The organism is Enterobacter sp. 198 (genome assembly GCF_009025585.1).
In the GTDB taxonomy this organism is placed as follows: domain Bacteria; phylum Pseudomonadota; class Gammaproteobacteria; order Enterobacterales; family Enterobacteriaceae; genus Enterobacter; species Enterobacter ludwigii.
This window is the reverse complement of the sequence record NZ_WCIM01000034.1, coordinates 1-23,435: the sequence shown is the minus strand read 5'-3', so window position 1 is coordinate 23,435 and position 23,435 is coordinate 1. Positions and strand designations below refer to the sequence as shown.

Sequence of the window (23,435 nt, the reverse complement as noted above, 5' to 3'; positions counted from 1 at the left end):
CACGGAGTAGTTTTCCCCATTTTCAGATAGCCGCCGAAAGGCGGCTTTTACATTTCTAAGACCCCTTTCGGCACTTGCACATTAAGGAGTCTTTATGAACGTTCAAACCATCCTCACCGGCGACCGCCCAACCGGCCCGCTGCACCTGGGCCATTTCGTCGGTTCGCTGCGCCAGCGCGTGGCGCTTCAGCAGACGCATAACCAGTATGTCTTGATTGCCGATCTGCAGGGGCTGACCGACAACGGCAGCAACCCGCAAAAAATCCGCGACAACATCCCTGAAGTGCTCGCCGACTACCTCGCCGCCGGCATCGACCCGAACCTGACGACACTCTGCCTGCAGTCCGCCCTGCCCGCTCTCGCCGAGCTGACAATGTTGTATATGAACATCGTCACCGTCGCCCGCGTCGAGCGTAACCCGACGGTGAAAAATGAGATTGCGCAGAAAGGCTTTGCCCACTCGCTGCCGGTCGGTTTTATGGCCTACCCCATCAGCCAGGCGGCGGACATCACTGCGTTCAAAGCCGAGTGCGTCCCCGTCGGCGACGACCAGCTGCCGATGATTGAGCAGACCAATGAGATTGTGCACAAGATGAACAGCCTGTTGCCTGCCCCGGTGCTGCGCCACTGCAAAGCGATGCTCAGCGACACCGGCCGCCTGCCCGGCATCGACGGCAGCGCCAAGATGTCGAAATCACTGGGCAACACCCTGCACCTTTCTGCCAGTGAAGAGACGATTCACCGTGCGGTCAGTGCCATGTACACCGACCCGAACCACCTGAAGGTGAGCGACCCGGGGCAGATTGAGGGAAACGTGGTGTTTACCTACCTCGACGCGTTTCATCCGGACAAAGCGAAAGTGGAAGCGATGAAGGCGCATTATCAGGCGGGCGGACTGGGTGACCGGACATGCAAGAACGAGCTGGAAGCGTGCCTGCAGGAGCTGATTGCACCGATGCGGGAACGCAGAGCGATGTACATGCAGGATAAAGGGGAGCTGATGGCGATGCTGAAGCGCGGCACGGAACGGGCGCAGGCGGTGACACAGGGGACGCTGAGGGAGGTGAAGGTTGGGCTGGGGGTGCCGGTGTTTTGAACTCGCGATTACAGTCGTCTTCTCCTCAGTCGACGCCTGCATCTGTGGCCTTCACAACCAGAACCACCGCACTCTCGCAGCAGTGGCGGCGGTAGTGAGTCTGGAGGGATGGCGTCAGGGGATATCTCTACCGATGCGGCTAGCCGCCCTGCTCAATGGTCTGGACGGCGCTGATATCCAGGATGTGAACAAAACATGTTCTCACCCTGTTTAGCCCTTTTTCACCTCGTAATCCGGTAGCGAGAATCGAGTGATAAAGTTATTAAGTGCGTTGGTATCAGGTAACGCGGTCAGCGCCCCTTTGCGCGTTGTCGCGAGGGCACCGCAGGCGCTGGCCTGAGCAATGGACTGGTGGAGTTGTTCAACATTCTGCGGCATCCCGCGATGTGCAATCCAGGCCAGCAACCCTGCGACAAACGCGTCGCCAGCCCCGGTTGTATCAATACTGTTGACGGTATAACCGTCGAAATGAATAACGCTGTCGCGCCACAGCACCATGGCACCTTGCTCACCGTAGGTCACGACTTTAAGTTGCGCGGGCAGAGCATTGAGAGCATTAAGCGCATGGGAAAAATCGTGAGAGCCTGTCATCCAGTGCCATTCTTCTTCCGAGAGTTTAAGAATGTCGGCCTGGGCGGCGAAATGACGCACCGTCTCGAGCATTTCATGCTTATCGGGCCACATTTGCTCCCGTAAATTCACGTCGAAACTCAGTAATCCCCCACGCTGTTTTACATGGCTGATGGCGGTGACGAGCGTATGACGACACGTTTCGGCGACCAGGGCCAGAGAGCAGAAGTGCAGAATATCGTCGCTAAAGTCGGGCAGCGCATCGGGTGTTAAAAATTGATCCGCGGAAGGGTTGGTTAAAAACGTAAATCCACGCTCGCCAGCGCGGCCCAGAGAGACCAATACCGTGCTGGTTCTGTGCTGATTATCCAACTGCAGACTTTCGGTTGAAACGCCTGCGTCAGACAGCGTTTTCTTCAGAAAATAACCAAAGTCATCCTCACCGACCCGGCCAATAAAACCACTCTGGCAGCCCAGACGCGCAGCGCCAATTGCCACATTGAACGGGGCTCCTCCTGCGCAGGCCTGATATTGCATGTCTGAAAGCGGTAGAAGATCCACCACTGCATCGCCAAGAGTCCAGATATTCATGACATTTCCTCAATAATAATTAACTTTTTAAATGCGACCTGCGGGAAGGTCAGTTTTTTAATAGTGCTTAAGCGTGAACAGGTGCCATGGATTATCCAGGCATACGGTTTAAAAGTTATAATCCAGCATCAGCTTATATTCGGTGGTAACAGCCTCACCGTGGGTCACCCAGCTTCCGTCCTGTTTTATCAACGAGCCAGTAACTTCTCCGGACACGGTAAAACGAGAGGTCAAAGGGTAATTCGCCGATACCTTCAGGAAGCGGTTGCGGGTATTCTGGAAGACTTCGCCATCTTCAGGCTGCGCATTGTATTTCTTATAATGGCCATACCCGCCGCTGAGCGTTGTGGATAATTTCCCCCAGTTGCGCCAGACGCCGACTGACGTGGTCCAGCTTTTTTCGTCAATATCGCCCCATTGCGCCCTGTCTAAAATGGCAGAGGCAAATTGCTGGCGGAACCAGACGCCGGTGGTGTTATTAATAATATATTGCACGCCAGGCTCAATCTGAAATGAACGCACGTCGCGGTCATTTTGCGATCCACCGCTGCGGCGGTGATCGATCTGCTGATACAAATAGTTAAAGAATGAGAAATTGTCCGTAACCCGCAGATCGGTAAAAAACTTAACGCGGCCTTGCCAGCGGTCCTCGATTGAAGCGCTTCCACCCATGACATCCCAGCCATAGCGCAGACGTTTGTAAAAATATTCATGGCCGATGATCAACTGAGTCCACTGGTTTTGGCTGAGGTAAGACTGATCCTCCCACGTCCCGTTATAGTGGGTGGTTCTGCCCTCAGAGAAAGCCAGATACCAACCGGGTAACGCATCGTGTCGCATCACACCTTGTACAAATGTCAGTGAATCATTCCCGTTGTGGAAATGGCTGTTACGCCAGTTATTGTCCTCAATGGCATATTTCATCTTCAGTTGGCCATGAACGCGGCCACCGGCAGGATTAGAGGAGCGGGCTGAGGTCCACATAACCTCTTCATCCAGATAGGACCACGGGTCCACGGCAACAACCTTTCCCGAGGGGGCCTTCATGATGCTCATGCTCGCATTCGCCAGCGCGGGAAACAGAAGAGCAAAAATAACAGACAGGGCATGATAGTTTTTCATAATAATATCCCGTTAAATCATTTCTTTTATTTTCAACGTCGCGTGAAAATGGTCGTTTTGAGGCAGGCTAATACTCCACGGCTTCTCCTGCATGGAATACATCCGGGTACTGAATGCCGCTTTATTGTTTATATAAAAGACAGCAATTGAGTTTTGAATGAGAACGCGTAACTCAATTTTTTCCCCGATCGGAACATCTACCCAGGATTCCGCGTTAGCCTGATGAATCGACGCGAGCGGCGCGTTGAAAAAATAGACTTTTCCTTTGCTCTTATTGAATACAACGTTCAGCATCGCATCACTGACTCTGTTGTCGGTCAGACCAAAGCTCATCACCATTCCGGCAGAAGGAACATCGATGGTTGCGCTCAACTCACCGCGTTCAGGCAAGGCCGGGTACAGCGCCGACTGTAAGGGGCCGAACGACGTGGCCGTTTTAAGCGTTTTGGTGCTCGTTAAGGTGGTTACCGGACCAGGATTCTCACTGATGACCTTCTGAAGCTCCTGGGGCAGGATGCTGTTGAGTTGGCCCTGATCATCTGCGGTGAGCTCATGAGCAACCAGATTCCCTGCCCAGTCAATGTTGCCGCTGTCACGGTTACCGGCTTTCGTCGGGATCCAGCCGAAAACAAACAGCCGATCGTTTTTGAGTACCAGTTTCCCCGCGTAAAAACCCGACCCGTCGACCACATAATTGCCCAGTTTCCGCCACGGCCCCTCCGGATTATCCGCAACCCGGTATTGTGTCAGGCGTAACGGCCATTGGTCGCTAAAGCTGAGATACCAGCGTCCGTTGAAGTAAACCAGTGTCGGGCATTCGAGGTTGGCATTGCTGGTGATGGTGTCGTTATCAAAAAATACGCCGCGATCTTCCCAGTGCGTTAAATCCGTTGAACTGTACCGGGCAATAACCCCACGACCGTTACTGCGGGTAGTAATTAACATCCAGTATTCTTTCTTTTCCTCAACCCAAACGACGTGAGGGTCCCGGAAATCATTACCCCGATAGTTACCGCCGGGTAAAATGGTGTCCTGCGGGTGTTTCACCCAGTGAAGGCGGTCCTTACTGGTCGCGTGCATAATAGACTCAACCGGGAACACATTTTCATTGTGTGCGGTGTACCAGGCATGCCAGGTATCACCGACTTTAATAATCGAACCGGTTCCTAATAACAGTTCAGGATCGTCAACGTCGTTAACGTAGGGGATCACTTCGGAATGGTTCTGATAATCATACAAGTTGGCACTCGACAAGAGATGAAAAGCATGTACCCCCAGATCGCTGCCGCCGCGGACATCATTAAGATAATAAATATCAAATTTGCCATCGTTAAACACGGGCATAGGGTCGCCCACAAATGAACCGTCAACCCGCGGGAAAAAGCCATTAATATGGGTGATACTTTTATTCTGTAATGTTTCTTTCGAAGGCTGCGCCCAGGCAGAATTATTGCCGAATGAAAGCACAAGCAGCGCGACAGATGCCGCAACTATTAATTTTTTCATGCTACACCTGAATGTCAGAAGTTATAATTCACGCCAACCACGGTAAACGGGTTCCATGAGTGACCGGTCGATGTCCAAAGCCCGGTTTCTTTCGTAAATTGTGCTTTGAATTCACCGTATAATCGCACTTCACCAAATACCGGATAACTCAGCGTGCCACCGATAAACTTATACCGACCGTCATAGAAAACTTCGCTGGCATTGCTGGCGTTATCTATTTTGTCCTGGCCAAATCCAACATACAGGGAGGTTAATAATGGATACCAGTTTCGCCAGAGCCCGGCCGTGACTTTCCATTCTTCTTCGACAATATCGCCCCAGCTCTGACGTTCCTGGCGGTTATGGTAATAATAGGGTCGCAAATAGAGTCCGAGATCCGGATTCACGCGGTATTGAATGGCTGGCTCAATTTCGAAAATGTACTGCTCCAGATCGCCATTCCCCGGTTCGTTCCCCTGAGGCTGATATTCGCCATACGCGTATCCGGCCAGGCTCCATTTGTTGGACAGTCGCAGGTCCTGCCAGACCTTGAACCGGTTTTTCCAGCGTTTCGTTGCCGTTTCGGACCCGACCATAACTTCCGTACCGATATTACCTCGCCAGGTTTCGAAAATATGGCCCACAAAAAATTCATTGATGGTATTGGTGCCTTGATAGTCCTGATTACTGAACTGTCCTTTATAACTGTCTTCTCTGGCATTCCAGAAACCGAAATACCAGTTAGGCAATTCATCGTGCCTTAAAAAGGCCTGAATGGTGGCGAGTTTAAACTTGCCGCTGTTTTTCTTATTATTGCTCCAGCGAACATCGTCAATTTCAATCTGAGACCCGATGTTTCCGTGCAGGACACCCACTTCCATGTTACGACCGATACTGTTCCAGTGAACCGGCGGATCTTCCTGCCTTAAACGCAACAGACTGACGTCTTCGGGGTTATCCCCTTTAGGACGCTTTTTCACTTCAGCTTTTTTATTCTCCGTTTGCGCCGATAACGTCACGGGCTTTGACGAGGTCGTGTGTTCAGGTTTTTGACCTGCAGCAACCGGAGAAGACGAAGCACGAAGGGACGATTGTTCATTACCGTTATTGGCTGATGATACACTCGTACCGTTGGTGTCTGATTCATCCTGAAAATAGCTTTGATAGTTTCCTGTAACGTCTTCAGCAATGGCAGGAAATGCCGCTAATGTCACCATTAATGCCAGCGTCTGTTTTCCTGGAACAAATATGTTTTTATCTTTCGCGGTAATGCAATTTTGAGGTATTACGCTTTCATCCATTTTGCTCTCTCATTATTCCAGACAATAACATGCCAGCCAGAGACTGGCAGAAATAAAAACTCACCCTGCAAGAAACAGGTCGGAACGGAGAATTATTTATCTAAAGACCAGTATCCCGCATCGTATAATGAGGCCACACCCTGATTTGCAAACAATGAAATATCGCGCTCGCCCGGCTGCGGATAAATACGACTGCTTAAGCAAGCGTCACCATCGTTAACAAAAACTTCCACCGATGAGCGGTCAATAAAAATTCGCAGTGACAGAACGCTGTCTGCTGGTAGCGGAATACTGCGCGTGCCTTCCAGCGAATATTGCGGATAGCGGCGCTCCACCACCAGACGCCCGGCCTGATCGTCGACGTAAATTCTCAGCCCGTCGCCCAATGCGATACCAAACTGTTCAGCCGTCGATGCGCTCAAATCCCATGCCAGCTGTACTTCGACCGCATCGGCATCTGCCGCGACAAGGACGTTCTGATTGTTCAGGCAGCGGACGGGCGTGGGATAATAGCTGCCACGCAGCGCGGTCACTTCGGCAGCCGGTTTCATTCTCACCCGGCCATCGACAAGGCTTAATTCGCGCGGAAGCGAGAGCATTCCGGCCCAGCCATCCTGCTGTTCGGGCATCGGTGATTCCCACATATCCAGCCACCCGATGACAATGCGTCGGCCATCCGGGGTCACGAAACTCTGCGGGGCATAAAAGTCGTGGCCGTGGTCCAGCTCAGTAAATTGTCCGCTGTGGGTGAACGGTTGACCTGGCTGCCAGTCCCCAAGTAAATAGCCACTCTGGAACAGGTTGCGATAGTGATACCCTTCCGCCGCCATGCCCTGCGGCGAGAACATCAGGACACGCTTCTCTCCCAGGGTGAAGAAATCCGGGCATTCCCACATAAAGCCCTTGCCTTCATCAGCCTCGGCGAAAATACCTTCGTCATGCCATTCGCGGAGATCGGTGGAACGGTACAGGCGCACCTGGCCGGTATTTTCCACGCGGGAGCCGACAACCATGTACCAGAACTCACCTTCGCGCCACACCTTCGGATCGCGAAAGTGATGCAGTCCGGGCGGTGTATCAATCACCCTGCCGTGCCGTTCAAAGTGGATGCCGTCACGACTGGTCGCCAGACACTGCACCTGGTAGAGGTTGTCGTCTGTGTCCGACGGGCCGTGAAATTTATGTCCGGTGTAGATGAGCGCCAGCGTATCGCCGTCCACCACGGCGGAGCCGGAGAAACAGCCGTCTTTGTCCACCGGGCCTTCCGGCGCTAGCGCGACGGGCAGATGTTCCCAATGCACCAGATCTTTGCTTCGGGCATGCCCCCAGTGCATCGGACCCCATTTCGGGGAATAGGGATGATGTTGATAAAAGGCGTGATACCAGCCGTCAAACCATACCAGGCCATTAGGATCATTCATCCAGCCTGCGCGAGGGGCGAGGTGATAGCGCGGATACCAGCGCGGATTAATCCCGGATTGTGCTTTTTCAAGCACCTGTTCAGCCTGTTCTAATAAGGATGTCATCGTCTTTACTCTCAGTACATTACACAGCGTTTTGCTGCAGAAAAGATGGCTCAGATGAGGATTTAGTTGAGCGCAAAAGGAAAATGGAAATAAACGTGGTGCTGAACACCATGATGCCCATGATCAGATAGGATTGGGCGAAGCCAAATCTCTCATAGCTAAAGCCTGCCAGCGGGGACAAGACGGTGCCAATGACGGAGCTGGTGCAGGCAAATCCCACCAGATAAATGGTGGAGGAGAGACGTTTGTCGAAATTCAGGCTGTTGTATTTAAATATGGCGACTAACAATATTGGCAGTTCGACCGCGTGAAGCAGTTTGGTAATGGAGATAAGCAAGGGGCCTTCCACCAGCCCGGAAGCAATCATGCGCAGCGCCATCACCATACCTGCGAATATCAGGCCATTTTTAGCGCCAATGCGATTAACCAGCCACGGCGCACAAAACATACCCGCGGCCTCGAGAAAGACCTGGAAAGAGTTTAAATAGCCAAACATCTCGTTCCCTTCTCGTAATGTCGGGAACTGTGACGAGAAATAGACCGGGAATTGCTGATCGTATACGCCGTAAATGCAGGTTCCGACCACGAAGAATATCAGCGCCCAGAAGCGCGGCAGAGTCAGCAGACGCAGGGCGTCTTCCAGAGAAACTTTTTTAGCGCCAATTTCGAGTTTCTCCATGCTTGCCGGCGCGGCCACCTTTAAGCGGGCCAGCAGACAGAAGAAGATTAACCCTGAGCATGACGCCACCAGGAAGTTAAGGTCAGGGTTGATATTAAACAGTAACCCGGCAAAAAACGTGGCAACCGCCCAGCCCAGAGACCCCCACATGCGTGCCCGCCCAAACTCAAACGTACTCTGACGCGCAACGCGCTCGGTATAGGACTCCAGAACGCCGATACCGCCATTAAACGTCAGCCCAATAAATAAGCCCCCGAATACGCTGCCCAGCAGAATATTAACGCTCAGCAAGTAGCTAAAAAGCAGATAAGCCGGGCCGGAGAGGATCAACAACGCGGTGATAAACCATAACAAATGTTTGCGCAGACCGAGTCGGTCCTGGATAAAGCCATAACAGACCTGCGCGAAGAGCGCGGAGACGGATAACACGGAAAAAATAATGCCGGTTTCCGATGCCTTTAGCCCCACTTCCTGGTGAAGCCAGATTGAGAGAAGTGAACTTGATGAGGACCAGGTCACAAAGAAAAAGAACAGCAGAGCGCTGAGCAGCATGTAACTTCGAGTAGGCCGTTTTTTCATCTACGTAATCTCGCAAGAAGGATATGCTAAGATGGTAACGTTAACATTTAAGGCGTACATTCGATTTTGATGTGATACTCGATGTTAATCACAAAAGTTAACGTTAACATTAATGTGTTGAGATCGCGCTCAAACTTTTGAGTGTGACTTGCGTAACCCTGGGTGTCGGTGCCTAGAATAGGACATTCGCATTGGCTCACAATACCTTACCGGGTCGAATGCATTCAGATAATGGAAAGCTATGGCGTCTTTAAAAGATGTGGCCAAACTGGCCAATGTATCGCTCATGACGGTTTCTCGGGTGCTCAATGACCCGAAACGCGTAAAGCCTGAAACCCTGTCCCGGGTGCAGGAGGCGATCCTGCAGTTAAATTACGTGCCTGACCTCTCAGCCCGGCAGGTTCGTCGTGTCGGCTCCCGGAACAAAACCATCGGCGTGCTGGCGCTGGATACCGTCACCACCCCTTTTTCGGTAGAAATCACGCTGTCTATCGAAGAAACCGCACGGGCGTATGGCTGGAACAGCTTCGTGGTGAATATGTTTACCGATGATAACCCTGACGATATTGTCGACCTGCTGCTCGCCCACCGGCCCGGGGGGATCATTTTCACCACCATGGGGCTGCGTGAAGTGAGCATCCCGCCCCGACTACTGGAGCACCCTTGCGTTCTGGCCAACTGCGAGAACATGGGAGAACCGGTTGCCAGCTATATACCTGACGATGAACAAGGCCAGTATACGGCCGTACAGGCCTTGCTGGCGGCGGGATACAGCCGCCCTCTCTGCCTGCATTTACCTGTCAACCATCTGGCGACGCGTCGCCGCCGTCAGGGGCTGGATCGCGCCTGCCGTGAAGCCGGTATCGATCCTGATACGCTTGAACACTGCTATATGCAATTTGGCGATGAGCACTACCGGGATATTCCGGAGATGCTGCTGGCGCATATCGTTCAGGGGAAACCGCAATTTGATTCGGTCATCTGTGGTAACGACCGTATTGCCTTTATGGTGTATCAGACGCTGTTAACGCAGGGGATCCGAATCCCACAGGATATTGCCGTTCTTGGCTACGATAATCTTGTCGGCATCGGAAATTTGTTTTTACCCCCGCTATCCACGGTCCAGCTGCCGCATTATGAGATTGGGCGCTTAAGTACCCTGCACATTATCAATGGCGACACCCACCGGGATAAGGTGCTGGTCGAGAGCCCCTGGCTCAGGCGCGAATCCTGTTGAGCAAGAGAGGCCGCATACCGACGACCTTTTGACAGTCACCTGGGGACATTATGCAAAACGAATTTTACTGGATAAACGAACCGGCCGAATGGCATAGCGAGAACAACACGTTATCGGTCGTGACCGATGACCACACCGATTTCTGGCGCCATACATGATAGGCCGGGTTTGACTAATGGAGCCAGCTGAGACCAACCGATGCCTACAATTTGCTTATCGCGAAAATCGTCATAGAGCTTACCGCCGTCACCACGGATCATCCACATTCTGTTGCCCATACCAGTCCCTTCATGAGGAAAAGAAATTATGCTGGATCATAAGCTTGTTCGTAGTATGCGTCAAAACCATCAACAACGACGGCCCAGCATTCCCGGATTGTACTTGTGATAATGTGCCCAGTTAAAATTACAGCTTCTATTTGCATGATATTTCGTCCATATAAGTAAAAGCACCAACCAGCATCGGCAGGTGCTTTTTGGAATGAGTAAATATGTAAGGAAAGCTGCAGTGTGAATCAGGAAGGCTATTCCCAATGTTCACCGTGCCGCGCTAATACGATTTCTTTTCAATAAACCAGTTGCCTGTCGCGCCCGCAGAATATCGACTGCCCGCAGATATGGGGACTGTTCTTGCCAGTCGAATCCCCTGCGATCAATACGAACCAGCCCGTACTTTTCCACCAGAAAATTAACAGCATCGGCCAAAGATATACCGGCATCGATATGTTCCTGAATTACCGTTTCATCACTGAATGGTGTGTCGTTGAGTGTCAGGCCATAATGTTGTTCCAGCAGGCGTGCAAGCAGCATTTGCCAGACTGCCACGGGTGACAGACATAGCGTCGCCGCCTGCGGATTTGTTGCAGGTAGAGTTTTCATATTTGCTCTTGTGAAAGTAGTTAACGATGAGTGGGATAAACGGCGATGTATACGTAGCCGCAACTGCCAAGGGTATCGGCTTCGCAGGTGAAACCATTGTGGTACAGGGTGAAACAGTGGGCATGGCGAGGATTCATTTCACCAGTAGTCAGCATCGACTCCATCTGGCTGATAAAATGTGGGAATACTTCATCCAACTTCAAAGATTCTGCGTTGCTGAATTCACCGGTAATGCTGGCCCGGTCAGCCAGATAGTGAAGTCGGTTTCCCTCTTGTACCAGACGAGCGCCAAAGCAAGGTGTCACATTACAATTCAGACCCCACTTGAGAAATGAATCGTTCTCTGAGTCAGTAGATTTCATTGCAGTACCTTCATATCCAGCCTCGCTCTGCAAACGACACAATTCCATCTGATCCGATAACCAGATGATCGAGAGTGTTCACATCAACCAGTGCCAGCGCTTCTTTAAGCCTGCCCGTAATGTTGCGGTCACATTGGCTGGGCTCCGAATCACCGGATGGATGGTTATGCGCCAACACAACGGCCGCAGCATTGAAGCGAAGCGCTGATTTCACTACCTCACGGGGATGGACCTGCACATGGTTAATCGAACCGGCAAATAGCGTTTCACTCTCCAGTAAACGATGCTGGTTATCGAGATAGAGCACCATAAACACTTCCCGTTCTTGTCCTGCCAGCTGTAACCGAAGCCAGTCACGGGCAGCAGTACTTGAGGTAAAGGATATACCGGGCTGGCGCAGATATTTATCCAGCAGGTTGATGGCACGACGAATGGTGCGTTGGGCATAGGGGGTTAATCCGGAGGTCGCGTGGAGCAAACAACCATGCTGGGCCATAATCGCCAGTGGAAAGAGTTCAGGCTGAGATGACAGCGGGGATAATGCAGTATTCATGTTCGGTATCCCTCAGTCGATGAGATGCATAATGGCGCTGCACTCTGGATGGTTCAGCGCGAAGTCGCGTAAGCGATAATAGTGCTCAGTCATCGCGTCACACTCGGTGCGACAGGCGTGGTGGCTGTAAGCCATTAGGCAGACTGCTATACCGGCAGCCTCTCCGCTCATCTCCGCATCGTTGCCATTCATCGGGTTGAACAACGTCCATTTCTCACCGTCAGGCTCTGGAGCCATAAATGCGCCGCTATTGCTGAGTGTGTAAAAGCTCCAGACGCCGCCGCTGTAATCAGCGCACAGGCGATCCATCCAGCCGAAGATTTGGGGCTCAAGGGTTATCCATTGTGGGATGGAGCCAAAGTGCTGCGGCCAGAAGCCGATGCGTAACTCGTCCGGGACCACTGAGGCAGTAATTGCGGTATGCTCCGTGAACTGATGATTTTGTGTATTCATTAAACTATCTCCTTATGCCGGAACGGTTGTTTAACGCCCGAAAAAATCGAGCATGTTTTCTGCCATAACCCACAGGGCGCGATTGAGCTTCACATCGCCATCAATACCGGTAACAGCACGGGTGCGGCTGCTTTTCCCCTGAGCGGTTCGCCCTGACAATCCCCCTTTCATCAGGTTCTCCTGCACGCGCTGGTATACGGTCCACAGGTCATCGCTGTAGTCCTCCCGGCGACGTGGGGTCAGCAACTGCGATACCGTGACCGGCTGGTGGTCTTCACCAAAGCGATACTTCAGCGCGGCATTCGCCAGGGCGTTACGGGCGGGTTCTGGCAGTGCCAGTGACTGCATTACATCGCGCTTCTCCTCCACCCGGTCAAATACACCGAGCACTTCGTAAGCCCCTTCAATCACCTTCTCAACAACATTCCCTTTATGCGGTACCCGCACTTCGCCGAATGACTGGCCGCAGACCAGGCCGTTGGTACAGACGCCGCGAAATAGTCCCGGCAGCATCTGGTAGCTCGAGGAGCCGTCATGGCTGTTGAGCAGGATGATTTCCGGTACCTGATGCCCGGTAAGTTGCCCGGCTCGACGCAGACGCAGCATATGCTTGGTGTGCTCCCGCTTGCTCTGGTCCCGGACCTTCGTCTGGCAGGCAAAGAACGGCTCAAAGCCTTCACGCTGCAGGCTTTCGAGGATGGTGATGGTCGGGATGTAGGTATAACGGTCTGAACGAGATTCATGTTTGTCACTCCCGAACACGCTGGGAACATGACTCATCAGCTCTTCGTGGGTCAGAGGCCGGTCACGGCGTATCTGGTTTATACGGCCAAAGCGGCTGGCTAATCGCATAGGTAACTCCTTATGCAGTGGGTAAAAAGACAAAAGGCCACACTTCCCGAAGGAGGTGTGGCCTGACTTTGTTTATATCGGTGATGTGCTGGTGGTGGTTATGCAGGAAATTTGCGGATGCCATAACGAGTGATATACCGGTTCAGCCAGTAACCGGCATCCGGCTCAAAGTCCCAGGCTCGCCAGACCATGCAACGCTCATGACGGATAACCAGACGGAAATTCGTACCCTGGTCGTCCTCTATAGCAATGTTGGAATATTGAGCCGCAACCGCCTCTGCCTGCTGGCGCGAAAACGGTCCCTCTGGTAGTTCAGGCATACAGGCCCCTTAAAACAAAAAGCCCCTGCGGCATGTGCGACAGGGGCTGAATCAAACGGATAACGAATCGGCTAAGATGCCCTACCACCGACAACCGTGACTTGTATCGGTCGGTAATACTGCGGGTCGAAAACGGACAGTGGCAGGTCAATCTGATAACCATTACGCTCTTCCGTTGCCTTCATGATTTCGACCGAGTTGACGTTTTCCACGCATTCGTTCTCCAGCGAAGCTTCCTGAGAGCGGGTGGCATCGCTGTCGCCAAATGCAGCCACCGCCATATTCCCCATCGCCAGCGTGTTTCCCCCTTTATCTTTCAGACGCAGGGAGAGTGTCAAAGGCCCGAACCCTTCACCACTTCCGCCGTTGTCCAGGCGAAACTGCCAGACGCAGATATTGCCCGGCACCCAGACCATGTCGGTATTACGGATACTGATGTAACGCTGTTCTTCGGCCTGAGCCGGTGACAGCAGGCAAAGGCTCAGAGCGCAAACTGAGAGAACGCATTTCAGCTTCTTCATGGATTTTTCTCCTGATTCTCCGGCAGATAGAGTTTCCCCATGTCCTTGCCATCGTGCGAATACACCACTGATTTTTCACCCGTATAGCTGTCGGTTTCAATTCTGAAGCTCAGGGTGATATTGTCCGCAAGGCACAGGGCTGCCATCAGTGGCTGCACCGTTTTCTGCTGCATATCAGCAATGTAGTAATAATTGCCTGACTCACAGCCTTCCGGTGACTGGCGGGTTTTCATCACCGTATATTGCGGTGTACCGAAGGCATCCTTTTTTACCCATTCTTGGGCAATATCGGATTTATGCGAGACAACCTTGCTGAATGGTGGTGGAGTCAGGTCCTTAAACCGGGCTATCGCTTTCACGCCAGCATCTTCCTTGCTGTCGCAGCCAGAGGCACTCATTGCACCGATAACTGTCAGAACAGCAAGCACAGGTGGATACAATTTCTTCATGGTGCAGATTCCTTATTATTCGTCCGTTTCGTTGCGTCAGCAGTTGCCAGTTCGTCGGCACAACTCAGCCAGACTCTGTTGGGCTACCCACTGCTGCAGTTTCTGCTCTGAGGCAGAACGCTTCGCCGCCAGGGCAGCCTGCTGCTGTTTGTTGACACAGTTTTCCGGGAATGCAGCAAGTACCTGGTTGCTGTGAGGTTCATCAGCCAGCTCCAACTGATACTGGGTGTCGATGATAGTGAAGTAACACCCTTTCCCCTGGTCTTCGCCCTGATAGACCGATGTCAGGTCGGAGTAGTAACCGCTGGCAGGTTTCAGATTCAGCTTGCGCACGGTATGCGTTTTTTTATCGGCGAGAAAATAAGCACCACCACCACGCTGACGCAGCAGGAATTGCCTGGTCCAGGGATAATTGCCAATCACACTGGCCTGATAGAGCGTATTGTTTAGCGTGTCGTTATCCATGCCATCGGCCGATTTCCAGCCATCCGCCTGCATGTACTGCCAGAATTTGACGGTACCCACGACAGTTTCGGCAGACGCCGGAAAGGTAGCGCCAGCGCAGAGACTGACGGCCAGTGCTGTTGTGGTCAGTAATTTCTTCATCATGATTCCTTATGAGGTAAAAGACCGTCGCCGGTTCTGGCGAGCAGTGAGTGAAAAACGTGAAAATGGGGAAGGGCTCTGAGTAATTCCGGTTCGGCGAGAACGTTACGAATCTGAAGGTCGGGCACGAACAGTTCCGGGTGCAAGGTAACCGCATGGATATCGTTCAGCGGAAATACTGCCACGCGATGATGATCCTCTCCAGTCAGATACCAATGCCCGCCGCAGAGTACGAGGCGGTATGGTGCAAACCCTGAGCAACGACAACCTTCAGCCAGCAGCGTCACGCGACGATGCTCTGATATAGCCCTGACAAGGCGTGTAAATATGCCTGGCCTGGGCGGCGACAATGACTCCGATTCTGCCCATATGAGGCACGGAGACTCACCGGGCCCACTCAGCAGTGAGCTGACCATGTGGCTATCCATGTCAGGAAACAAGGCCTCCACACCTGACTGACGAGCAAAAGTCAGCACCGCCAGTTCGCGCTGATGGCTACCTGAGAGCAGACGACAGGTGCCGTCGCGATATTCCAGGTCCAGGTACATCAGTCGCTCACGAAAATCCCGGCGGAGGGTACGGATCGATACACCAAACTCTGCGGCAAGAAGGCCCATATCCAGTGTTTCGCCAGCAACAAGGCGGCTGATAATGAGGGATAGCCGAACCGCCAGCCGCTCATGGCGACGCTCAGTCTGGGACATTAGATTTTCTCCATCCTGTTAACAGGCTGAAAATTAAGTGATTAGTGTAACGAAGGGGTCGGACAGGGTATGGACATGGGAAGGCGTATTTTTTCAGTGCGAGGATTACAGCTGTAATGCGCCTTTGCGCGTTGAAGGTGCATTAATCGCTCGTTAATTGAGCACGGAAAGGACAGGAAGTGTCCGCTATACGCGGTTTTTCAGAAGAAAATCCAGTCCCAGACGGCACGGGCAACGGTCACCACGGCTTCCCGCACGGTTCGAATCACAGCCCTTACAGGCGCTGGCAGAAAAGATGATGACTCCACATTGCCAATCATTTCATCAACTGCATGACCAAAGCGCTCACGTGCCTGCTTTTTTACCGGCTCGGTGCAGAGCCTTCCATGAAGTTGTGTTGTCAGTGGACTGGTGGCCCGGTCAGGCAGGCTATGCATCATAATATCGACAAGGGTTTCCACGCCCCACCCTGTGCGGGCTGACACCACACAGACAGGATGGTGCGGCAGGAACAACTGCTGCGTCGCGATTCTCTTAGTCTCAATCGTTAACTGCTGAGCAGGTGAAGGCGTGCTATCGGTGGTACACCATTCATGACAGGGTTCGGCCTTGTCGGCCTGATTAACCACGAACAAAACCCGGTACTGATACGTCAGCATCACCTTGCGATAGAAGTGTTCATCCACTGACAGTGCCCGATCATCAGCCTTGATGACCCATAACACTAAATCCAGTTCGGGTAGGATGCGGCGATACAGTGCAGTGTATTCTTCATCGCGTTGCTCGCTTTCACCCACACCTGGTAAATCAACAATCATCAGGCTGTGATTGCCATTGCGGAGCCTGAAGCGCAGCACATCGCGGGTGCAGGCCTCCACATCGCTGACCGACGTGACTTCTCCCTGGAACAGGGCATTGCAGAGAGACGATTTGCCTGCCCCACTTTTGCCCATAATGCCAATAACCGGCTCGTACTGTGTGAGACTACGAAGGCGTTTAAGAATTAGACTGCGAAGAGTATGGGGTAGTGAAGCCAGAGGCTTCTCAATGGCCAGAAGGCCGTCAGATTTTTGCATAAGGAGATCTCAGCGCGAAAAATAAAAAGACCCGCGATCCAGTCAGGAAGGCGGGGGATTCACAGAAATGATATCTATCTGAAATTATTTGGAATTTTAGATTAATACATAAAGGACCTTGTGTAGCCCAGAACTGAACAATTTCCGCTTAGTGTCAGAAGCGGAAGTTGATAATCTAGTTTAAAAGCCATCCTCGGCTTATATGAAAATCAGTATTATCAATGACTCGAAAGTGTCTGGATTATCCGTGGCGATTCAGATCTCATGGTCACCTATGTTGTCCGCTGCGTGCCCAGGCTAAGTGAAAACTGTTTTGGTCGCTTAATCTGAAAGAAACCAGGCTGAAAACTGCGCTCATGTATAAAATTTGGTTCATCAAACCAGTCGAGTAATCCAGATTTTGCGTAGATGCGCGCACTTCAGTTCTAGGTCAGAGTGTTAACACGGCCTGTGCCAGAAGCAAAAGTGCTTGTGCCCATGCAAGTAATAGGTGACCAAATCTTAGCTGGAAATTTGAAGGGTCATATTCCTCGCATTAAAATTGAGTATAAGGATAATGTTCTTTACCAAAACGGGTAAATTGGTGTAGGTTACTCACTCGAAATAAAAACATTAATCATGAAAAAATTAAAATCAACGTCCTTAGGTGTGGGGTGGTTTTAAAAAATACTGGAGTTATTATGGACAATAAACCTTTAGAACACTTGGCAGAAGATCATATAAAAACAATACTTAGTCATGCTAATATCAAGTTTCTTAAACCAAATTATGACGAAAATGGTTCAGACCTTGTTTTATTGAATCCAATAAACAAACATCTTGCAAAGCAGGTAATTATCCAATCTAAGGGCCGGAATGTAACTACCAGTAGCAGCAATGTCACTATTCCCTCCAAATATATAGTGTCAAACTTCATATGCTTCATCTATCTGAAAATCGATGATGACTTCAATAATTATTGCTATGTTTTTTTTCACGATGACATATTGAATTGGAACTTAAATGCAGAGAGTTATGCTTTGAGTGTGCCAAAAAAATTCAGAGAGTCAGATTATTTCAATAATCACCAATTCAATCCAAATGTGCACATACCGAAAATCAAAAAAATGCTTAACCAAGCACCTATTCTGAGGCAGAGTTATGTGCATTTTGAGGATATGGCTTTAAAAGAAATATTATTCGAAATGTGGAAAAAATATGACTCATTTCCGGACTTAAATTTGGTAAAAGCCCTTTATGATGACTTAAGTAGTTTAACAAGTTCTATTCCCTTAGATATTTTTTTAATCTGCACAATCGCTAAACATCTAAATAAAATGGAATATAGAACTCTTGATTCATTTATGCAGGATTTGTATGACATTAGAAACATCAACAAGCCAATATCTCAATCACTGATCATTCATGACATCGAAAACATTAAAAGGCTCGATGGGACTTGGGCTATTTCATATCCAATCGTGAAGTTTGGACAAGTGAATGTCACTTATGATGGGATAGATTACAAAGGACTATATTGTCATATTGGTGATAGGAAAGACCATGTAGAAGTAATGTTATTTGATAATGGAGATTATCTTTGCTTTGGTCAAAGATTGGATATTTAAGTGCACCTTCGCATGAAGACTTGTATTTTGCGAGGTGGAAGGTCATGAACTTCCGCTCCTTGCTCGTAGCGGACAATCAATACAACCCCAGTTACAAAAACAGGTTGAGGTTAAGAGGGGGTCTTATTTAGTCGTGAGTAAGTTATCTGCCGGAAGAGAACGATGCTGATATCTAATCGTGTTAATTTATGGGTAACAGCTTATTAGAATATTGGCGTGTAACGTAAAGTCACCGCAAAGAGTTAACAGACTCAGTTGATTATTAAGGAGAGGAATTGAAGCTTTTTGATTATCTGAAGATGGAGTTTCCTAGTCTGACGCCTGAAGCTACCAAAGTCCACCTTGCACAAATGAATGATTATAAAGAGGATCCGTTGGTTAAATTCCGTGGAGGGACTTTCGATGACTGGCAATGCTGGCAGAAGCGGCTGGAGTTTAGCCGAAGATATGTCGTTTCACTGATCAGGATCCCGGGGACTGAAACTTGGCTATTTGCGGGAGCATTTCAGCAGACAGGCAATGCGGGAAAGAAAGCATACCCTGATCGTGAGGAATTGTATTATCAGTACCACCTTCAGAAAATTCCTGAGACTGAAGAATACGCAGGAAGGATGTATATCAGCTTTAAAAATACAGCCCGCAACTTCATTCGCCTCGGTGAAAGTATTCAGAGCGGACTGGTTATCAGCTCAATCACTCCAGTACGTCTGACCTTCGGCGAGTTTCCAGGCTACCGCAACGTTGTGCTGGATCGGAATAGCATCGGCGCGATCCTCAGACTTAATCTGCAATCCTGGCGCACCGCACTGTCCGTGGTTAAAGGCATCTATTTATTAACAGATCGGGATGGCGGAAAACTTTACGTTGTAAAAGCCGATGGAATCGATGGGATATGGGGCCGATGGGATTATTATTTTGGTTCCGGGCATGGCGGCAATGTAGGGCTTAAGGAAGCTTTCGGCACAGGCGATGAAAATCGACTGCAGAATATCACTTTCTCAATTCTTGAAGTCATGGATCTTAATGCCGAAAAAGGTGAAATTGACCGTCGCGAAACTCACTGGAAACAAATACTGCTCTCGCGGGAGTGTGGACATAACCGAAACTAATCAAGGCTATAAAGCACGCTGAACTGCTCCCCATTGATTAGGGCTCGGCATCAACTGTGGGAGCAATTGCGCACTTCTCTTTATTGCAGCCCTTGGTCGTTGCCGTGGGCTGCTATGTGCCTGGAGCGGAAGTTGGAGTGCCAGAGACTCTCTAAAAGTTGATGGTTCTTTTTGCAGGGATACTTACACTGGCATGCCATGGCATCAATGAATGTCCGCTCCGTGCCAGAAGCGGACGTTGAAAGGTTTCGATCTGACCCGCCCCGAACTCAGACTACGCTTACTTAAAAATGGTCGTCTGAATTTCGGTTGTGAGGTTCTTACTGAATGCTTAGATTCATTTTCAATCTATTGCGAGGAAATGAATATGAATTTTGCAGAACTCCACAACCAGCACCAACCTCTTCTTATCGCTAACGTTTGGGACGCCGCGAGTGCTGTCGCAGCGCAAAAAGCAGGTTATCAGGTACTGGGAACGTCCAGTGCAGCAATAGCGTCCACCCTGGGATATGAAGACGGGCAGGGAATGCCGTTTAATGAATTATTTTATTTGGTCACTCGTATCCGGGCTGTCAGCAACCTGCCATTGAGCGTTGACATGGAAGCAGGGTATGGTGATTCAGCCGAAGAGATAACAGCCAATCTCAAGCGCCTCGAACAGATAGGCGTATCAGGCGTAAACCTTGAAGACAGCAGAGTCGTTAATGGGGTTCGTCAGCTTGACGATGCATCTGATTTTTCCCGTAATCTGAGAGCAGTATGCAATTTGCTGAGAAGCGAAAATTATAAACTGTTTCTGAACATCCGGACCGACACGTACCTGCTCGGTCATGAAAGCGCGTTGCAGGAAACGTTATTACGGGGTCAGAGCTATAAAGCTGCAGGTGCTGACGGCCTTTTTGTTCCCTGCCTGACGTCAGAGAAAGACATCAGCCTCATTGCAGAGGCAACGGGTCTGCCTCTGAATGTCATGTGTATGCCTGATCTCCCGTCGTTCGGCAGGCTGAAACTAGCCGGGGTAAGCCGCATTTCAATGGGCAATTTTGTTCATTCGGCCATTCAGTCAAAGCTGACTGATGTAATGCATGCGATCCGATCGCATCAGACGTTTGAAGGACTTTTTGTTGATGAAAATTATCGATAAGAATTTGTGTGATGTCTGGTATCAGGCATTACTTGAACGTGCTTCAGAATATACCGGCGTGTTTTTTGTCGGCGTCAAAACCACTGGCGTATTCTGCATTTCAGTATGCCGGGCACGAAAGCCCAAACGCGAAAACGTTGAATTTTATAAAGATGCCAAATCTGCTCTGGCGGCCGGCTTCCGTCCATGTAAGGTCTGCAGACCTGCTGAAAATGCGCACAGCGCGCCATCATTTGTTGAACATGCGCTTGCGCTTGTCAGGCGCGATATTAAATCCCGTGTAGCTGACGCGGAGCTTCGTCAGCATGGAGTCAGTCCGGAGCGGGTAAGGCGCTGGTTCCTGCAACATCACGGCATCACATTTCAGGCTTTCCAGCGAATGCAGCGGGTAAACATTGCCCTGCAGGAGCTGAAAAGCGGACGAGCGGCAACGGACGTCGCGCTGGACAATGGCTATGAATCCCTGAGCGGGTTTGGTTACACCTACAAGCGGCTTACTGGAGCAGCTCCGACTCAGGCAACCCAGGTGATTGTCATTCACAGGTTTACCACTACGCTTGGGCCTATGTTTGTCTGTGCTACAGAGCGGGGAGTCTGCCTGCTGGAATTTACCGATCGCCGGATGTTAGAAACGGAATTTCGCGATCTCCAGCGTTTATTTAACGCCAGAATTGTCACCGGAGAAAACAGCCATACGCGGCAGACAGTCAAAGAAATGAGCGAGTATTTTGCCGGAACTCGCCGACAGTTTGAACTCTCTTTAGATGCCCCGGGCAGTGATTTTCAACAATCCGTCTGGCATGAGTTGCGTGCTGTTCCCTATGGGGAGACCTCACACTATCAGGCGATTTCACTACGGATTCATAAGCCAAATGCCGTACGTGCAGTCGCTGCTGCTAATGGTGCAAACCGGATTGCGATTGTGATCCCTTGTCATAGAATAATTGGAAAAGATGGAAAGATGACCGGTTATGGTGGCGGCATTTCTCGTAAAGAATGGCTCATTGATCATGAGAGAAGCAACATTTGATGATCTGATGGTCCCATTTAGCCAGAAACGTATGCTCCGTCTGAGGGCTTGGTTCTTGTGCCTTTCGCAGGTTTTGCAACTATAGGTCCGCTTCACGCCCTGAGACATTCGACAAGCTTTTTTATGGCTTCAGTAAGGGCGACTTTCGCGCTTCCAGTGCCAGCAAATACTTCGCTTCATCGTACTGGGTCTTGGTCTTCCAGCAGCGGTAAATGATCCTTATCCATTTGAAGGCCAGAGCCCGGATTGCAGACTGGTGAGATTTTCCTTTTTCTCGCAGTCCCCGATAATAAAGTCTGGCCCAGTATGATGAGTTAACCGTCTTGGCAGCCCATTCAACAAAGGTTTGCCGGACGAACTTGGCACACTGCCATCGCCAGTGAACCCAGGATTTCTGGCCACTTCGTTCTGTCACCGGTGCAATACCTGCGTAGTTTTGAATTTCTTCAGCGCTGTTAAACCGGTCACGGTTATCACCAAGTGCAGCAAGCATTCGTGGTCCCAAACACGGCCCCATGCCCGGAAGTGATTTGAACAGCCCCGAATCTGGCAATGTGTCAAACAGCGTTTCGATTCGTTCGTCATAGGTTTTGATGATTTCACTCACGACTTTAATTTGTGTCGCCAGTGCTGTTGCCATCAAAGCATTAGCCTCTATAACACTCGGGTCTGTCGTCAACGGAATGGCGTTATCAATACTCACAACACGCTGCTCGGTAAGGGCCATTGCGCGGCCACCTTTGGCATTGAGAAAGTTGCGGATCGTGTCTCGCCTGGCTCGTTTTAGTTGTTGCAGACTGGGCCATCGCATAATCAGTTCACACAATAGCAAGCTACCCCGATGTGAGAACCACTCCAGGGGCTGAGGATAATACTGTTTGAGTGTGTTGATTAGCCGGTTCACAAAACGGCGCTTATCTTCAACCAACTGACGACGCTGCTCAACCAGTTGCTGGAGTAACCGGATATCGGCATTGTCGGGTTCAATGGCTTTTATCTTTTGGGGATAACGCAGCATTAACTCTAATGCCAGCTCGGCATCCTGCGGGTCATCTTTAGCACCGCTGGGCGAGAAGGCTTGCCGGTAACGAGCCAGAGACAAAGCGTGGACGGGGAAAACGGTGATAAATGGATATTTCTGAAGAGCATACACCACGGGACCTTTCTTCAGCTCAACGGCGATAGCGATCCTGCCTTTTACCTTCTGGTGTAACTCGGTAAGCCAGACATCAAGCGCTTCCGGCGTATGTTCAATCACATGGAATGTGCGTTCACCGTTTTTAAACTGAACACAGACATCGTGCTTTTTATCTGCCCAGTCCAGACCAACGTGCGCAGCAAATTGATTAGTCTCAGTCATCACCAACTCCTTTTTATCGGGGATTGGTATGCATTCCACGCTCTTCGAAAGAAATATAGCCAGCAGTTATCTGCATGCCCTGAGTATTCGTTAGCGAACGTGGAGCACCTACTGGCTCGAAAGAAAAGCGGCGATCATCGCATGATTCTCGCTCAATATTCGTAACCAGTAAGCGCATACCCTGAATCACTTCAAAGTGTAATTCTCAGGGTGCGAATGACTATA

At 50.5% G+C, this 23,435-nt stretch carries 24 protein-coding genes and 2 pseudogenes; 7 read left to right on the top strand and 19 right to left on the bottom strand.

Features of this window, described 5'->3' with window-relative positions:
* The first annotated feature begins 94 nt into the window (after window positions 1-94).
* A complete protein-coding gene (gene trpS, locus F8561_RS22640; RefSeq protein WP_151887990.1) occupies window positions 95-1,096 on the top strand; it encodes a tryptophan--tRNA ligase in 1,002 nt (333 codons plus the stop codon).
* A gap of 210 nt (window positions 1,097-1,306) precedes the next feature.
* Here trpS and F8561_RS22635 read toward each other — a convergent pair whose 3' ends face one another.
* The 6 genes from F8561_RS22635 to F8561_RS22610 form a co-directional block, all read right to left on the bottom strand.
* Window positions 1,307-2,257: an aminoimidazole riboside kinase gene (locus tag F8561_RS22635; RefSeq protein WP_113656626.1), complete on the bottom strand. Its 951-nt coding sequence runs from the start codon at window positions 2,255-2,257 to the stop codon at window positions 1,307-1,309.
* Window positions 2,258-2,365: 108 nt separating this feature from the next.
* Entirely contained in the window at window positions 2,366-3,379 is a 1,014-nt protein-coding gene (locus F8561_RS22630; protein ID WP_151887989.1) for an OmpG porin family protein, read from the bottom strand.
* 12 nt (window positions 3,380-3,391) lie between these two features.
* Window positions 3,392-4,885, bottom strand: coding sequence for a glycoside hydrolase family 32 protein (locus tag F8561_RS22625; protein WP_151887988.1), 1,494 nt, complete (start codon window positions 4,883-4,885; stop codon window positions 3,392-3,394).
* 14 nt (window positions 4,886-4,899) lie between these two features.
* A complete protein-coding gene (locus F8561_RS22620; RefSeq protein ID WP_151887987.1) occupies window positions 4,900-6,165 on the bottom strand; it encodes an OmpG porin family protein in 1,266 nt (421 codons plus the stop codon).
* A 92-nt stretch (window positions 6,166-6,257) separates the two neighbouring features.
* Window positions 6,258-7,691, bottom strand: a complete 1,434-nt coding sequence (locus F8561_RS22615; RefSeq protein WP_151887986.1) for a glycoside hydrolase family 32 protein — start codon at window positions 7,689-7,691, stop codon at window positions 6,258-6,260.
* A 19-nt stretch (window positions 7,692-7,710) separates the two neighbouring features.
* Window positions 7,711-8,949 (bottom strand): MFS transporter, encoded by a 1,239-nt coding sequence (locus F8561_RS22610; protein WP_014168436.1) that lies wholly within the window; start codon window positions 8,947-8,949, stop codon window positions 7,711-7,713.
* A 241-nt stretch (window positions 8,950-9,190) separates the two neighbouring features.
* On the opposite strand from F8561_RS22610, the gene F8561_RS22605 reads away from it, so the two are divergent.
* Window positions 9,191-10,186 (top strand): LacI family DNA-binding transcriptional regulator, encoded by a 996-nt coding sequence (locus F8561_RS22605; RefSeq protein WP_020885349.1) that lies wholly within the window; start codon window positions 9,191-9,193, stop codon window positions 10,184-10,186.
* Between the two features lie 50 nt (window positions 10,187-10,236).
* A pseudogene (locus F8561_RS22600) lies at window positions 10,237-10,341 on the top strand (DUF1349 domain-containing protein); the annotation flags it as partial.
* Here the strand turns inward: F8561_RS22600 and F8561_RS22595 are convergent.
* The 12 genes and pseudogenes from F8561_RS22595 to F8561_RS22540 form a co-directional block, all read right to left on the bottom strand.
* A pseudogene (locus F8561_RS22595) lies at window positions 10,342-10,464 on the bottom strand (restriction endonuclease); the annotation flags it as partial.
* Window positions 10,465-10,722: 258 nt separating this feature from the next.
* Window positions 10,723-11,064 (bottom strand): TA system toxin CbtA family protein, encoded by a 342-nt coding sequence (locus F8561_RS22590; RefSeq protein WP_109220856.1) that lies wholly within the window; start codon window positions 11,062-11,064, stop codon window positions 10,723-10,725.
* A gap of 20 nt (window positions 11,065-11,084) precedes the next feature.
* Window positions 11,085-11,426, bottom strand: a complete 342-nt coding sequence (locus F8561_RS22585) for a type IV toxin-antitoxin system YeeU family antitoxin (protein ID WP_181500142.1) — start codon at window positions 11,424-11,426, stop codon at window positions 11,085-11,087.
* Between the two features lie 10 nt (window positions 11,427-11,436).
* Window positions 11,437-11,979, bottom strand: a complete 543-nt coding sequence (gene radC, locus F8561_RS22580) for a RadC family protein (protein ID WP_151887985.1) — start codon at window positions 11,977-11,979, stop codon at window positions 11,437-11,439.
* A gap of 12 nt (window positions 11,980-11,991) precedes the next feature.
* Window positions 11,992-12,432, bottom strand: coding sequence for an antirestriction protein (locus F8561_RS22575; RefSeq protein ID WP_151887984.1), 441 nt, complete (start codon window positions 12,430-12,432; stop codon window positions 11,992-11,994).
* Between the two features lie 30 nt (window positions 12,433-12,462).
* The gene (locus F8561_RS22570) at window positions 12,463-13,284 is read right to left on the bottom strand and encodes a DUF932 domain-containing protein (protein WP_151887983.1); all 822 of its coding nucleotides are present in this window, start codon (window positions 13,282-13,284) and stop codon (window positions 12,463-12,465) included.
* A gap of 98 nt (window positions 13,285-13,382) precedes the next feature.
* Window positions 13,383-13,604, bottom strand: a complete 222-nt coding sequence (locus F8561_RS22565; RefSeq protein ID WP_151887982.1) for a DUF905 domain-containing protein — start codon at window positions 13,602-13,604, stop codon at window positions 13,383-13,385.
* A 71-nt stretch (window positions 13,605-13,675) separates the two neighbouring features.
* Window positions 13,676-14,125, bottom strand: coding sequence for an IrmA family protein (locus F8561_RS22560; protein WP_151887981.1), 450 nt, complete (start codon window positions 14,123-14,125; stop codon window positions 13,676-13,678).
* The gene (locus F8561_RS22555; RefSeq protein ID WP_151887980.1) at window positions 14,122-14,574 is read right to left on the bottom strand and encodes a YfjS/YafY family lipoprotein; all 453 of its coding nucleotides are present in this window, start codon (window positions 14,572-14,574) and stop codon (window positions 14,122-14,124) included. Before F8561_RS22555 ends, F8561_RS22560 begins: the two co-directional genes overlap by 4 nt.
* 36 nt (window positions 14,575-14,610) lie before the next feature.
* On the bottom strand, window positions 14,611-15,180 hold the full coding sequence (locus tag F8561_RS22550) for a hypothetical protein (RefSeq protein WP_103270123.1): 570 nt from the start codon (window positions 15,178-15,180) through the stop codon (window positions 14,611-14,613).
* Entirely contained in the window at window positions 15,180-15,884 is a 705-nt protein-coding gene (locus F8561_RS22545; protein ID WP_151887979.1) for a helix-turn-helix transcriptional regulator, read from the bottom strand. Before F8561_RS22545 ends, F8561_RS22550 begins: the two co-directional genes overlap by 1 nt.
* A gap of 200 nt (window positions 15,885-16,084) precedes the next feature.
* Entirely contained in the window at window positions 16,085-16,960 is an 876-nt protein-coding gene (locus F8561_RS22540; protein ID WP_151887978.1) for a GTPase family protein, read from the bottom strand.
* Between the two features lie 680 nt (window positions 16,961-17,640).
* On the opposite strand from F8561_RS22540, the gene F8561_RS22535 reads away from it, so the two are divergent.
* The 4 genes from F8561_RS22535 (at window position 17,641) to F8561_RS22520 (ending at window position 21,850) form a co-directional block, all read left to right on the top strand.
* Entirely contained in the window at window positions 17,641-18,567 is a 927-nt protein-coding gene (locus tag F8561_RS22535) for a hypothetical protein (RefSeq protein ID WP_032410759.1), read from the top strand.
* A 275-nt stretch (window positions 18,568-18,842) separates the two neighbouring features.
* A complete protein-coding gene (locus F8561_RS22530; RefSeq protein ID WP_151887977.1) occupies window positions 18,843-19,676 on the top strand; it encodes a GIY-YIG nuclease family protein in 834 nt (277 codons plus the stop codon).
* A gap of 367 nt (window positions 19,677-20,043) precedes the next feature.
* The gene (locus F8561_RS22525; protein ID WP_151888053.1) at window positions 20,044-20,820 is read left to right on the top strand and encodes an isocitrate lyase/PEP mutase family protein; all 777 of its coding nucleotides are present in this window, start codon (window positions 20,044-20,046) and stop codon (window positions 20,818-20,820) included.
* Window positions 20,804-21,850, top strand: coding sequence for a bifunctional transcriptional activator/DNA repair enzyme AdaA (locus tag F8561_RS22520; RefSeq protein ID WP_151887976.1), 1,047 nt, complete (start codon window positions 20,804-20,806; stop codon window positions 21,848-21,850). The genes F8561_RS22525 and F8561_RS22520 overlap by 17 nt, the downstream gene beginning before the upstream one ends.
* 121 nt (window positions 21,851-21,971) lie before the next feature.
* On the opposite strand, the gene F8561_RS22515 is transcribed toward F8561_RS22520, so the two are convergent.
* Entirely contained in the window at window positions 21,972-23,210 is a 1,239-nt protein-coding gene (locus tag F8561_RS22515; RefSeq protein ID WP_012291449.1) for an IS110 family transposase, read from the bottom strand.
* Window positions 23,211-23,435 lie beyond the last annotated feature (225 nt).